This window comes from Rufibacter latericius, from assembly GCF_003721515.1.
Taxonomy (GTDB): Bacteria; Bacteroidota; Bacteroidia; order Cytophagales; family Hymenobacteraceae; genus Nibribacter; species Nibribacter latericius.
Genome location: NZ_RJJD01000023.1, coordinates 21188 through 35098 on the forward strand (window position 1 = coordinate 21188; position 13911 = coordinate 35098).

Genomic DNA, 13911 nt, shown 5'->3' on the forward strand with positions numbered 1-13911 from the left:
ATCGGCTTCTCTATCATTGACTGTGGGGATTCTATTTTCTAGTCGTTTTTTCCAAGTTGAGGTTGAAACAGGAAACCTTTTGAAGGGGTGTTAACCGGCTTCCCGTTTTACAGGGGGTTTCAAGAAAACGATGGGAAAACAAATTGTACGTATAGAGGTTGTTGCACATATCCTGAGTCGGTTCCCTAGAGGAAAGAGTCCTGTAGGGAATCAGTGCCAGACTTAACCCTATCTTTACCGCATGGATTTAAGAAAACGAATCATGAAGTTGCTGTATCCCTTGATTATGCGCCTCAGCAAATCAACCAGCAAAGGACGGATTATAAAGAACGAGAAAAAAGCTGCCCCAACTCAGCCTTTCCATAGCCTTAGCACCGTGCTCAACAACGGGAAACCCCTTGATTTCAGTCAACTCAAAGGCAAGAAGGTGCTGCTGGTGAACACTGCCTCTAATTGCGGTTACACCGGCCAGTACGAAGAACTACAGCAGCTGCAGGAGCAGATGAAGGGCCAGTTGGAAGTGATCGGGTTTCCGGCCAATGATTTTAAGGAGCAGGAGAAAGACGATGACCAACAAATCTCACAGTTCTGCCAGATAAATTACGGAGTTACGTTCCCCTTGGCGAAAAAGAGCGTGGTGGTGAAAACCCAGGGGCAGAACCCCGTCTACAACTGGCTCACCGATCCCTCTAAAAACGGCTGGAACCAACACCAACCCGACTGGAACTTCAGTAAGTACCTGCTGGATGAGAACGGGGTGCTTACCCACTACTTCGGGCCGGCGGTGTCACCGGTAGGCGAGGAAATTCAAACCGCGCTTCGGCAATCTTCCCGCTAGTTACGTCAGAGGGTTTTAGGCCTTCTTTTCTGAAAGGGGGGATAAAACGTTAAGCGGGTTTTCAGCCAGGGGTTACGTCTGCTTTTAGATTACCTTGGTGAATCTTTGCTTAGTTAGCCCTGTACCTATGAAACAAAATCTGAAAGTCATTATCACGGGGGCCACCGGTATGGTAGGGGAGGGTGTTCTGCTGGAATGTCTGCAGAACCCACACGTGGCGCAGGTTCTGGTCATCAACCGGAAGCCGGGTGGGGTGGCGCACCCTAAACTGCGCGAGGTCCTGCACCAAGACTTCCATAACCTTGCTCCCATTGAAAGCCAGTTGCAGGGGTTTGATGCCTGCTATTTTTGTTTGGGCATCTCGTCGGTAGGCGTGAAGGAGGCAGACTACCGCCGCATCACCTATGACCTGACCCTGCACGTAGCCCAGACCTTGTCCAGACTTAACCCACAAATGGTGTTCTGTTACGTCTCAGGCACAGGGACTGATAGCACCGAAAAAGGAAGCAGCATGTGGGCCCGGGTGAAAGGCCAGACCGAGAACGCCCTGACAAGGTTACCGTTCCAAAAAGCCTATAACTTTCGGCCTGGGTTTCTTGAGCCATCCCCGGGCATGAAGAACGTGAATAAGTACTACAACTACATAGGGTGGCTGGCACCGGTGATCAGAACCCTGGCTCCCAGATACATCAGCACCTTACAGGACTTGGGCAAAGCGATGATCATCGTTACCCGCCACGGTTATGCAAAGCAAGTCCTGGAGGTACCAGACATCAAACTATTGGCGAAAGGATAGCAAGGCCAACGGGTACAGAAAAGTTAAAATCCTTTGATCCGGGAACCAGGAGTAGGGGGAAATATACTTTTCCTGAGATGTGGTTTCTACTTAGAGGTCCTTTTAAGCAATTTTTAGGAATACAGGCCAAATACGCTAATCTTTAAAGAGCCAGAAAGCGTATATTGGTCATTTTGCATGCCTTTTCCTCGGTCCTCCCCATGAATAATCAAGCTTCTACTATCTCTGAGGGCAACCAAAAAGAAGATACTCTGCTGTTCCGCAAGATTTTTGAAGCTCAGCCCGGGTTGATGTTGATTCTTTCCCCTGACCTCCGGATTCAGGCGGCCACAGACCATTATCTCCAGGAGACGCTCACCCGCCGCGAGGAGATCATCGGCAAGAACGTGTTTGAGGTTTTCCCAGATAACCCCGAAGTAACCGAACTCTCCTCCTCCAGAAACCTCAAGGCTTCCATGGAAAAGGTGCTTTCTACCGGCAAGCCCCACCAAATGGATATTTCTCGGTACGACATTCCGGATGTATCAAACCCCGGGCATTTTCTGGAACGCTACTGGAGCACCACCAATACGCCGGTTCTGGAGCAGGGCAGCATCAGGTGCATCATCCACGAAACGGTGAATGTCACAGAGGCCGAGAAAAGCCGACGCCAACTGGAGGAAAGCAAAAACAGGGAAAAAGTGGCCTTAACCCAGATGGAGCAACAGCGCCTGCGGCTGGAGCGCCTGTTTGAGCAGGCTCCGGCGGCAATGGCCATGCTGGAAGGGCCAGAACTGGTGTTTAAGGAACTGAATAAAGCCTATCAGCAGCTTTTCCCCGGGCGGCAATTGATAGGGCTTCCCTTGTTTGAGGCCCTGCCTGAACTGAAAGACAAACCCGTAGACGAGATCATCCGGAAAGTGTACCAGACCGGCGAAACCTTTGAGGGAAAAGAGGTGCTCATTCCCGTGGCCCGATATGAAGGCCAGACTCCCGAAGACATCTACTGGAACTTCATTTACCAGGCTTTGTATGACGAAAAGGGCCATGTCAACGGCATCCTGATCTTCGCCCTGGATGTGACCGGGTTTGTGCAGGCCCGCGCCGAGGCAGAGAAAAGCTCAGCGGTGTTGCAGATGCTGAACCGCGAACTAGAGGAACGGGTGGAACGCCGGACCAAGGCCTGGCAATCCTCTCAAAGTCTGGCCGAAAAGCAGAAACAACGCCTGGAGCGCCTGTTCACCGATGCTCCCGCCGCCATCTGTATCCTGGACGGGCCCAACCTGGTGTTTGAACTGGTGAACCCCATCTATCAGCAACTGTTCCCGGGGAGGCAACTCCTGGGCAAACCCATCCTGGAAGCCTTGCCCGAGATTGAGGAGAACGAGGTGTACAAGACCTTCCGGGAAGTGTACGAGACCGGCAAAACCCACGAAGAACAGGAAATGCACATTCCCCTCCTCCGTCCTCAGGATGGCGTAATGGAAGATCGGTATTTCAAATACATCCAGCAGGCCCGTTTTGACGAGAACGGCTTCATTGATGGTATTCTGGTGCTGGCCTTTGAGGTCACCGACCAGGTGCTGTCGCGTAGGGCGGTGGAGGCCAGTGCCCGTCAGCTAAAACTCATCACAGATTCCCTGCCTGTCCTCATCGGGTATCTAGACAAAGACGAGGTCTACCGATTTACCAACAAGGCGTACGAAAACTGGTTTCCCCACCAGGCCGAAAGTTTCATTGGCCGAAGGGTTTTAGACGTGATTGGGGAAAAAGCCTACCAAAACGTGAAAGGCTATATTGACCAGGCCAAGGCGGGCGAGCGGGTAGACTTCGAGGCGACTATGGCCTACAAAGACGGCTTCTCCAAACACATCCGGACAAGCTACGTGCCTGACATCAAGGAGGGCCAAGTGGTGGGATTTTACACCCTGGTCACCGATGTCACCGAACCCGTAGAAGCCCGACTGGCCCTGGAGAAAAGCGAGAAGGAAGCCAAAGACATGGCCGAGGAATTGGCCACTGCCAACGAAGATCTGCAGGCCGCCAACCAGAAGCTCACCCACACCAACACAGACCTTGATAACTTCATCTACACCGCCTCCCATGACCTGCGGGCCCCCATTTCAAACATTGAGATGCTCATGGAGGAACTGTTTTTGGAGTTGCCCCAAGAAAGCCTGAAGCAGCAGGAAGTGGAGATGATCCTGACCATGATGAAAGGCGCCATAGATCGCTTCAAGAAAACCATCAACAACCTCACCGAGATCACCAAACTGCAGAAAGACCACCTGGTAGAGACCAAAGTGGTGAGCATGGATTTACTGGTAAAAGAAGTGCTGCTTGACTTAGAGCAGTTCATCCAGAAATCAGGAACCCAGGTGAAAACCAGCCTGACCGACTGCCACAGTGTTTCTTTCTCAGAGAAGAACCTGCGCAGCATGGTGTACAACCTGCTCTCCAACGCCATCAAGTACAGCCACCCAGACCGGTCCCCGGTGATCCAGGTAAGCTGCCGCGAGGAAGCCGAATTTATTGTGTTCACGGTGCAGGACAATGGATTGGGCTTGAGTGCCACCCAAAAAGAGCAGCTGTTCTCCATGTTCCGGCGTTTCCATGACCACGTGGAAGGGGCCGGTATCGGTTTGTACATGGTGAAACGCATCGTGGACAATGCCGGCGGCAAAATACAGGTAGACAGTACCCTTGGCGAGGGCAGTACCTTCCGGGTCTATTTACCCAAGTAGTTGTTTTCAGTTGGGTGCCTTCCTTTGTACTTTCCGGAGCCATCCCGCGGAAGCGGCATTTTAGCCAGGGTTTCCCGCTTTGTACTTAAAGGTTTGCCAAGCGCATCCTGTTTTGGGGTTTGTTTTGATAAATTTGGCCTAAAACAGGTATAATTCCTTTCTTCTCACAACTTTTGGGCGGGTTATAGGGTATTCCTTACCTTGCAATGTAGAGAGGGTCTCGCACCCAACTGGATAACGAATACCTATGGATTTTTCAAAAATTAAGCTGGTTGCCACCGACATGGACGGCACCCTGCTAGATCCCCAACATACCTTAAGCGAAGCTTTTTACCCCGTTTACCACGCCCTTAAAGAGAAAGGCATTCTGTTTGCCGCCGCCAGCGGAAGGCAGTACTACAATCTGGTAAACCTGTTTGCCCCTATCAAAGACGAGATCATCTTTCTGGCCGAAAACGGCAGCTATGTCATGTACCAAGGGCAGGAACTGCTGGTGCAGGCCTTAGACCAGGCGGTGGCCAAACAACTCGTGCAGAAGGCCAGAAACCTGCCAAACGTCTACATTGTGCTCTGCGGAAAGAAATCTGCCTACGTGGAGAATACTGCCCCGGAGTTCATGGACCAGGTGAACCTGTATTATGACGAAGTGAAAGTAGTGGAGGATTTGTTGCAGGTAGAAGATGATCAGTTCCTGAAGATCGCCCTTCTAGATTTGACCGGAGTAGAAGGAAACACCAATGATTCTTTTCAGGACGAGCGGGAGCACCTGCAAGTCACTGTCTCGGGCAAAGTCTGGCTGGACATCTGCGACAAACAAGCCAACAAAGGCAAAGGCATGGAGGTGATCCAGCAGAAATTCAACATCACCCCAGAGGAGACCATGGTTTTCGGGGACTACCTCAACGACCTGAAAATGATTCAGAAAGCCCACTTCAGCTATGCCATGGAGAATGCCCACCAGGACATAAAGGACGCCGCGCGCTTCCGGGCCAAGAGCAACAGTCAGAACGGCGTTATTGAAGTGCTGCAACAATTGGTTTCGGTGGAAAGCTAAACCCGGTTTATTTGAAGGAAGCCTCAAGCTTGCGAAGAGGTTGGAAGAAGTTTTAGGCTTGTTTTCAGAAAAGGGAACCCAAAACGTACCAGCCGTATACTCTAGTAGAGATTAGGTAAGCATAAGATTATGGATGAGTTATTGCTACAGGCGGTCAAAGAAGCCGTCACCAAAAAGAAGTTCCTGAAGATCCAGTACCGCACCGAGTTGAACGAGTATCTGGCGGTAACGAGCCTCATCAAAAAGATTAATGAGAAGGAGGAAGGCTTGCAGGTAGAACTGGCCACCGGTGAGGAAATCCCGTTTCACCAACTGGTAAAGGTGGGGGATGTGGCTTCAGAGGAATATAATAGCCGCGATTTTACCTGCGATTGCTAAGTTTAAGAGGTTGGATTTAAGGAGACTCCGGGCTGTTTTCCTTTAAGGGAGGTGGGTAGATTTTTGCTTTAACCTGTCTTCCCTTTCCGATTTGATTTACTCGCCGTTAGACTGCCTGCCCCGTTGTTGGTGTTCTCCCCAATGACCAGAACTGCCTTTCTTTAGCTCGTTTTTGGTAAAACGCTTCCTAAGCGCATGTCCCCCTTTGAAGGGGGTAGGGGGATGACTTCTTCTGCTGATCCTTTTGTCCATGGTTCAAGTCTGTGACTTGGACCTACCATGGTCGGAAGTTTGCAACTCCCGTGAGGCGTCAGCCTTAAACCGACTTTAGCGCGGATTTACTTCTGTGACTATCTTTCTACTGCTTTTACTTTCTACTATCTTCCTTACCAAGCCTCAGGGCTGCAGCCGCGGTTTGCCCGCGTTTGTCACTTTTCTCCTTGATGAGAAAAGTAACCAAAAGAATCAAGAAGCCTCAAACTCGCTGACGCTCAGACAGTGAGGCTTCACTTAGGTACCACCTGGCTGCCGTCCTCTGTTTCATATCTCACTTAGGGCAATGCCAATTGAACGGTCCCTGCTTGCAGCAGGCCGTGCCTCGGCCTCACGTAGGCCTTCGTCCCAACCTGCCGCAGGGTTGGATGTTTCTGGTTTGAACCATTTGCAATGCCTTCCTTTAATCCACAAAGGGCCCACTGTTCACGCTTCCTCCCAGCACTTGCGGTGAGGCGATTGGAACAAAATAATCATTGCTTAATCAAAAGGAGGTTGTCACTCAGAGGAAGGATTCATCCTTCCTCTGAGTGACAACCTCCTTTTTGAGAATCTAGGTACAGCAAAAAACGATCGTTTTGGCTTAAGGCCAAGCCCTTTACATATGCATGGTAGACCTGGTGCCTAATCTACCTCGTCTAGAACCATCTACGCTCCAGATGCCGGAGCCTTGGGAGGCCATGTAGAGGAATAGAAAGCAGTAGAGGAGGGCTAACTCTCCCTGGTTCTGCAGGGGAGACCAACCTTGGGGTAAATGGGCCATGAAATACGCTACTGCCATTTGCCCCGAGGCAATAAACGCTGCCCAACTGGTGAACAGCCCAATGGCAATCAAAATACCGGCCACCAATTCTACGATGCCGGCTACCCCCATGAGGGACGCTATTTCTACAGGATCGCCGCCGCCGGGCCATCCGAACAATTTCTGGGTTCCGTGCAACGCAAACATTATCCCTGCTACAATCCGGAGAAGGGCATACAGGTAAGGAGCGTACCTGTTTAATATTCTATCCATAGCCTATTATATTAAATTGTTTGAGGATAACTTATTGTAAGACAAGAAGTACGTTGAATGTTTACGGCGGAGCGGGTATATAGTTTTCTGGTAATATTAAGCTATGGCGTTTGGTGAATCCAGAGGTTTTAGTCCATAATGGTGACTTCTTTGGTGGACCTCATAGAAGAAGAAATCCTGCTTTAAGAGGAAAGTGCATCGGGTGGTTTTAGGTAAAGGGTGAAAGGACCAGTTTCCTGACCAGAAATCTTTAAGAATCGAAAGGTGGAAAAACAGTTTTCTCTTTGCCCGAGAATGGGCGAAAGCCCGGCTTCCAGGGTTTCATCTGAGTTTTGCAAAATCGGGTTGAAAGCCGCACGTCTGGAGAAGGGCAACCGTTTATGTACTCTTTTAGCAAAAACTACTCAGAACTATGCAAATATGCGGGGACTAGCATTCTTTCAATTATATTAATGGGTTAGAAGCAAATTGGTAAAGACGAGGCCTGGATTGGCTCCTTAAATTAGAAATTTTATGAACAGGCGAACCGCGGTCAAAGGCTTGCTGATTTTTACGGGAGGATTGATGCTGGTGCCTTCCTGTATGATGGAGAGCAGCAAGGCCTCTATCAAGCTGAAGCACCTGAGCGTGTCTGGTGAGGAGGAGAAGATGCTGGCCGAACTGGTGGAAACCTTGATCCCGACCACCGACACCGCTGGCGGCAAAGCCCTGGGGCTGCATAAGTTTACCTTAAAGATGGTAGACGATCTGTTTAGCCCAGAGGACCAAAAAGCATTTACCGAAGGGATGGACGCGTTCCAGAAGCACACCAAAAAGCAGACGGGTAACACCTTTGTGGAAGCAACGCCCCAGCAGCGGCAGGAAATAATTGCCGCCGTGAACGCCGGGAAAGCCCCGGAAGAAGTCCTTGCCTTTTACAAGATCCTGAAAGACCAGACCATCAGGGGGTATCTCAACTCAGAACTGGTCATGACCAAATTACGCAAGTATGAATTAGTGCCTAGCCGGTATTTGGCTTATTATCCGGTAAAGGCAGCAAAAGCAAGCAATAATGGCTAATCTGAACGTAGACAGTGTGAAGCAGCTGACCTTTGACGCCATCGTGATCGGGTCTGGGATAAGTGGCGGTTGGGCAGCCAAGGAATTCACCGAAAAAGGACTTAAAACACTGGTGTTGGAGCGCGGGCGCGATGTAAAGCACCTCAAAGATTATCCCACCACTAACATGATGCCCTATGAGTTTGAGCACCGAAACGAACTCACCCGTGAGATAAAGGAAAAGAACCCGGTGGTAAGCAAGTGCTACGCCTTCCGTGAGGATGCCATGCACTTCTTTGTGAAAGATGCCGAGCAGCCGTACGTGCAGCAAAAACCCTTTGACTGGATCAGGGGCCAGCAGGTAGGCGGAAAATCCCTGCTGTGGGCCCGGCAGACCCAGCGCTGGAGCGACCTGGATTTTGAAGGCCCCGCCCGCGACGGTTTCGCCGTAGACTGGCCCATCCGGTACAAAGACCTGGCGCCGTGGTACAGCTACGTAGAGAAATTCGCGGGTATCTCGGGCAACAACGACGGCCTGGAAGAACTGCCCGATGGGGAGTTTTTGCCCGCTTTTCCGCTAAACAGCGTGGAAGACCATTTCAAAAAGCAACTTAAGGCGCAGTACGGCAACCGGCACGTGATCAGTGCCCGCTGCGCGCACCTTTCAAAACCTAACCAGATCCATCTGGACCAAGGGCGGGCGCAGTGCCAAAACCGGGTATTGTGCCAGCGCGGATGTCCGTTTGGAGGATATTTCAGCAGCAATGCTTCCACCATTCCGTGGGCCGAAAGAACCGGCAACCTGACCTTGCTGCCGCACTCGGTGGTGCAGGAGGTGATCTATAATGAGAAAGCCGGTAAAGCCACTGGGGTGCGCGTGATCAATGCCCAAACCAAGGAAACTACCGAGTACTTTGCACCGGTTATCTTCGTGAATGCCTCTGCTTTCAGCACAAACCAGATCCTGCTGAACTCCACTTCGGCCCGGTTCCCGAACGGCTTGGGCAACGATAACGGCTTGCTGGGTAAATACGTGGCTTTCCATAACTACCGCGCCAGAATCTCGGCCGATTATGAGGGAATGCAGGAATACGCCACTGATGGAAGAAACCCGGCGGGTGGCGGCTACATTCCGCGTTTCCGGAACCTGCACAAACAGGAAACCGACTTCCTCAGAGGCTACGCCGCGGGTTTCCGGGCCGATCGTCGGCAGGAAGAGGATACCTCTGGTTTTGGGGCCGAATTGAAAAAACAGCTCCTAAACCCTACCTGGGGAATCTGGAAAGTGGGCTCGCACATGATGGGCGAAACCATCCCGAAGGCCGAAAGCCAACTGAGTCTGAGCAAAGACCAGAAAGATTCCTGGGGTATTCCGCTCCTGAACATCTCGCTGGACTACGACGCAAACGACGATAAAATGGTCGCCGATTACCACGCCCAGATGGAGGAGATGTTCACCAAGGCCGGTTTCACCAACATCCAGAAATCAGACTCGCATCAGGCTCCGGGGCTGGACATCCACGAGATGGGCGGCGTACGCATGGGGCATGACCCTAAAACCTCGCTGCTGAACAAGTACAACCAACTGCATGCCTGCCCCAACGTCTACGTCACAGACGGTGCCTGCATGACCTCCACCTCTACCCAGAACCCTTCCCTGACCTACATGGCCCTGACAGCCCGCGCCGTAGACCACGCCATCAAGGAACGGAAAAAGCAGAATATCTAGGTTTCCCAGCAAAAAGGCGGTTGTCTTTCTACCTGATTTGGCAGAAAGACAACCGCCTTTTTTGGTGGGTGCTCATTATGAAGTCAGCACATCCGGTAAAACAAACATTCCTGGTTTAGAGGCTCTTTTCTGAAACCAGGCCTTAAACTAGGTTGAGGGGCAAACCTCTTTCTTTTCAGGAGCTTCGCTGGTTGCTGTTCCAGATGTCTTTCTGCAGTTTCCAGTCTCCGTTATCGCGTTTCCAGACTACCATGTACTTGCCTTTATCTATGGCTTGTCCGTCTTCGCCTTTCAGGGTGTAATGGCCTAACTCAATGGCGGTCTGTTCCAGGTTTTCTACCTCTATAGTGTCTAAGATGATGGATTTTATGCCGGCCTCCATGGCCCCTTTCCAGAACTGCGCAATGGCTTCCCTGCCTTGGGCGGTTTCAAAGCCGGCAGGCATCAATACAGCGTTAGGAGTGTACAGGGCTGCCAGAGCAGTCGCGTCTCCACTGTTGTAGATGTCAGTGAATTTACTGCAGAGTCTTTTGATTTCGTCGGTAATATCAACACTGAGTGCTTCCATAGTTTTTAGAGGTTTAAATGGAGAAGAATTGAGAGTAATCGCCGATGAATCAGGAGTACGCTGAACCGGTAATTTGCTTTTGTCCGGTTTGGGTTCTCCCCGCCAGTGTATCCAAAAACTTTCACAAAGGGTGAGCCCGGGAGTAGCTTTCATAAGCCTAAAATCCCCGAGGAGCCCGCATGGGGAGCGTATTGAGAAAGAGAAAAAAAGGGGAGAATCAACTTCTGCTTCCTTCCATGAAGTTATAAACAAATGCCGAATTATGGAACAGAATCAGACTGAATTTCCGGCAAGTGTCCCTGTTGATCATCAAGGATAATGTTCCACAGAGGGTAAGCATTCATCCGTTTCAAACCTGTTTTACTAAAAACGGCCTTGAAACGGAAGGAAATAAAAACTCCGCCGGCGCAAACCAGCGGAGTTTCTTTGTAGGCAGGAAAAGGGCTATCTGAAGTCTAGTTGATGGTGTGAAACATGCGGTTCCAGCGGATTTTATCGGTAAAATTGGCGGCAGAATCTGACGACATCCAGACCAGGACGGCTTTGCCAACTACGTATTCCTCGGGCACGAAACCCCAGAACCGGGAGTCATGCGAGTTGTGGCGGTTGTCGCCCATCATGAAGTAGTAGTTCTGTTGGAAGGTATAGCGGGTGAGTTCTTTCCCGTTCTGGTAGATTTTGCCATCCCTTACCTCCACGCCGGGGTTGTGCTCATACGTCCGGATGATCTTCTCGTAGAGTGGCAGCGTGGCCGGAGTGATGGCAACGGTAGCTCCTGCCTTGGGAATATACAGTGGCCCTAAGTTATCTTGGTTCCAGGCGTACTGCGCAGGCGCCTGCGGGAAAACGCGTGGGTCTGCTTCGCCAGGGGCGGCTTTCATGGAGATCACTTCCTTGATGAAATCAAAGGACCGGAGCTTTTGGGCAGTTTCTGGCAAAGTGTGCACGTAATAGCCGCCTTGTACCGGAATAATGTCGGTGATGCCGTGCTTTTTGAAGAATTTCTCCTGCACATACTCATTCGTTTGCACAAAATAGCTGAACTGCAGTTTGGCGTCGGTCTTTGCGGGAGTTCCGTTGAGGTAAACCTGCCCTTGTTTGATTTGAAGCGTGTCGCCGGCAACCGCAATGCAGCGCTTGATCAGGTAGGTTTTCAGGTCAACAGGACGCTCTGTTTCCTCTGGGTGGTTGAACACTACCGGATCATTGTGCTGCACCTCAGAAAAGCCCGGCAACCGGTGGGAGGGAAGCTGTACAATGTCTGAAAAAGAAGGAAGGTTTGTACCCCAGATGGTTTGATGGGTTAGCGGCACCTGCACCGGGGTGATGGGGGTGCGCGAACCGTAATGCAGCTTGCTCACAAAGAGGTAGTCGCCGGTGAGCAGCGATTGCTCCATGGAGGAACTGGGAATGGCAAAAGCCTCAAAGGTGAGCCACCGGATAAACGTAGCGCAGACCACGGCAAACATAGCGGCATCGGCCCACTCACGGACCGCTGATTTCTTCTTTTTGGGCGGAGAAGGTTTTTCTTTCTTTTCCCAGAATTTAATGGCCATAGAAGAGGTAATTGAATCAGGATAAGGAATATAGATTAAAACTATATTTGTTTAGATTTATTGTGTTTCTTCCTGCCTTAACAGAAAGTTATGGTTTGCATTTAAGGGAAAGAAATGTTGCCTAAAGTGCCGTTTCTTTGGTTTTCCTGCACTTCATTCTAAGCCTGATAAAGCCTTTCCTTTGCATCTGAAATAAGCCGAGAAGCTTTTTTAAACCACTTCAATCTGGTTACTTCTTTGCCCTTTTCCGGAAAACAGCTCCTTTTCACTTCACGACAGTTTCACTAAATCTTTCCCGATGATGAAAAAAGTTACCTTCCTGCTCTTACCGCTCCTGGCTTTCTCCTGTGCAGAGAAGCCGTCAACTGAAGAAGATACCGCCAAGTTGTTACAGGTGTATGCGCAGCAACGGAAAGCCCACTTCGGCAAGGACGCCAAGGCCATGTTCGCCAACTCTTCCCCTGAGATGATCAGTGTCAACGCCGGGAAAATCAATGTGAGTTCAGGGAGTTCAGATGTAGAAGCTTTTCAGAACTATTTCAACTCCGTGGATTTCAAGAAGTGGGATGATGTGAAGCCACCGGTCATTCGGTTCTCAGAAGATCATTCGCTGGCCTATACCGTGGTAGACAAACTGGTGGTGTTGACCACAAAAGACAGCCTGGGCCGAAACATAGAGGAAACCACCCATTATGCCTGGGTGTCTATTTACCCAAAGCAAAAGGACGGCAACTGGCTACTGGAATGCATTGCGTCAACCAATGAACCCGAAAAAGTGGTTCCCTTGTAATTGTTTGGATGGAAAAGTACCTGCCTTGAAGCGGCGGAAAAATAAACCGGTAAGGCGTTTGAGCACCTGCTTTTTAGGCCTGTTTTAGGGAAAATAGCCCAAAAGGGCTTTACGAAAAAAGCCCCCAAAGCAAAAGAAGCTGACCCATCTAACGGGCCAGTTCCTTTTGCTTTACTGTGATTTCACTAGGGGTAGAGTTCGCCTTTCAGGTCTTCCCTTTTTTTGAAGTGCTTGTTTCAGGCAGCTTGATTTAAGCTCCCTTGAGGACCTCCGCCACAGTAACTGACATTGGAGTGGTGGGATGGCCGATCAACGCGGAAAGTTGGTGGGTTTCATCAAACAAATCGCCTTGGGAGGCCGAAACGTCCCAACCGGCAATGGCCTGGGCCAAGTCTTCAGGCAAACCGAAACTGGTGAGGGCAGCGGCGTAATCGGCTCCTGGTAAATTCTTGAACGGGATTTCCTTGCCAGTCTGTCGGGAGATTTCGGCGGCTAAATCGCTTAGGGTGTAAGCTGCGTCTCCGGCCAGTTCATAGACTTTGCCTTCGTGCCCTTCAGTGGTAAGCACAATCGCAGCAGCCTCGGCATAATCAGCGCGGGCGGCGGAAGAGATTTTGCCTTCGCCGGCACTGCCTATGAAGGCACCTCCGGCCAGCGCACCCGGGATAGAACCAGTGTAGTTCTCGGTGTACCAGCCGTTACGCAAAAGCGTGTACGGAATACCTGAATTCTCTAGGGCGGCTTCGGTGGCGAGGTGCTCTTCGGCCAGGGTGAGGGTAGAGGTATCGGCGTGCAGAAGGCTGGTGTACACAATCCATTTTACGCCAGCATTTTTGGCGGCATCTATCACGTTCTGGTGCTGCTTCGCCCGTTTTCCTACGTCACTTCCTGAGATCAGCAATAACGTATCAATGCCTTGGAGGGCCGGGCTCAAGGTTTCTGGCTGGTCGTAATCAGCATGACGGGCTTCTACGCCCAGGTCAGCCGCTTTCTGGGTGGAACGGACCAGCGCGACCACGTTATCGGTTGCTCCCTTTTCTTTTAGTTTCTCTACCACCAGGCGGCCTAGCTGGCCCGTTGCTCCGGTAATGGCTATTTTCTTCATAGTGTATGGTTTAAGTCTAGCTTAGATGTTTTATACGCAAGGTGGAGG

12 protein-coding genes are annotated in these 13911 nt (G+C 50.8%); 8 read left to right on the top strand and 4 right to left on the bottom strand.

Features of this window, described 5'->3' with window-relative positions; all coding sequences use genetic code 11:
* Positions 1-241 precede the first annotated feature (241 nt).
* The 5 genes from EFB08_RS21740 to EFB08_RS21760 all read left to right on the top strand — a co-directional run bounded on the left by EFB08_RS21740 (position 242) and on the right by EFB08_RS21760 (position 5789).
* On the top strand, positions 242-838 hold the full coding sequence (locus tag EFB08_RS21740; protein WP_123129099.1) for a glutathione peroxidase: 597 nt from the start codon (positions 242-244) through the stop codon (positions 836-838).
* A gap of 127 nt (positions 839-965) precedes the next feature.
* Positions 966-1634 carry an NAD-dependent epimerase/dehydratase family protein gene (locus tag EFB08_RS21745; protein WP_123129100.1) on the top strand — a complete coding sequence of 223 codons (669 nt, stop codon included), beginning with the start codon at positions 966-968 and terminating at the stop codon, positions 1632-1634.
* A 200-nt stretch (positions 1635-1834) separates the two neighbouring features.
* Positions 1835-4357 (top strand): PAS domain-containing sensor histidine kinase, encoded by a 2523-nt coding sequence (locus EFB08_RS21750; RefSeq protein ID WP_123129385.1) that lies wholly within the window; start codon positions 1835-1837, stop codon positions 4355-4357.
* Positions 4358-4604: 247 nt separating this feature from the next.
* Complete coding sequence (locus tag EFB08_RS21755) at positions 4605-5411, top strand: HAD family hydrolase (RefSeq protein ID WP_123129101.1); 807 nt, start codon at positions 4605-4607, stop codon at positions 5409-5411.
* Positions 5412-5540: 129 nt separating this feature from the next.
* Positions 5541-5789: a hypothetical protein gene (locus EFB08_RS21760; protein ID WP_123129102.1), complete on the top strand. Its 249-nt coding sequence runs from the start codon at positions 5541-5543 to the stop codon at positions 5787-5789.
* A gap of 871 nt (positions 5790-6660) precedes the next feature.
* On the opposite strand, the gene EFB08_RS21765 is transcribed toward EFB08_RS21760, so the two are convergent.
* The gene (locus EFB08_RS21765) at positions 6661-7077 is read right to left on the bottom strand and encodes a DoxX family protein (RefSeq protein ID WP_123129103.1); all 417 of its coding nucleotides are present in this window, start codon (positions 7075-7077) and stop codon (positions 6661-6663) included.
* 513 nt (positions 7078-7590) lie between these two features.
* On the opposite strand from EFB08_RS21765, the gene EFB08_RS21770 reads away from it, so the two are divergent.
* Positions 7591-8136, top strand: a complete 546-nt coding sequence (locus tag EFB08_RS21770; protein ID WP_123129104.1) for a gluconate 2-dehydrogenase subunit 3 family protein — start codon at positions 7591-7593, stop codon at positions 8134-8136.
* Positions 8129-9844, top strand: a complete 1716-nt coding sequence (locus EFB08_RS21775; protein ID WP_123129105.1) for a GMC oxidoreductase — start codon at positions 8129-8131, stop codon at positions 9842-9844. The genes EFB08_RS21770 and EFB08_RS21775 overlap by 8 nt, the downstream gene beginning before the upstream one ends.
* Before the next feature lie 175 nt (positions 9845-10019).
* Here EFB08_RS21775 and EFB08_RS21780 read toward each other — a convergent pair whose 3' ends face one another.
* Together EFB08_RS21780 and lepB are read right to left on the bottom strand one after the other, a co-directional pair.
* A complete protein-coding gene (locus EFB08_RS21780; RefSeq protein WP_123129106.1) occupies positions 10020-10412 on the bottom strand; it encodes a YybH family protein in 393 nt (130 codons plus the stop codon).
* 455 nt (positions 10413-10867) lie between these two features.
* The gene (lepB, locus tag EFB08_RS21785) at positions 10868-11968 is read right to left on the bottom strand and encodes a signal peptidase I (RefSeq protein ID WP_123129107.1); all 1101 of its coding nucleotides are present in this window, start codon (positions 11966-11968) and stop codon (positions 10868-10870) included.
* A 301-nt stretch (positions 11969-12269) separates the two neighbouring features.
* Between lepB and EFB08_RS21790 the strand changes: the two genes are divergently transcribed.
* On the top strand, positions 12270-12758 hold the full coding sequence (locus EFB08_RS21790) for a hypothetical protein (protein WP_165864997.1): 489 nt from the start codon (positions 12270-12272) through the stop codon (positions 12756-12758).
* A gap of 250 nt (positions 12759-13008) precedes the next feature.
* Here the strand turns inward: EFB08_RS21790 and EFB08_RS21795 are convergent, their stop codons facing one another.
* Positions 13009-13863: an SDR family oxidoreductase gene (locus tag EFB08_RS21795; RefSeq protein ID WP_123129109.1), complete on the bottom strand. Its 855-nt coding sequence runs from the start codon at positions 13861-13863 to the stop codon at positions 13009-13011.
* Between the last annotated feature and the right edge of the window lie 48 nt (positions 13864-13911).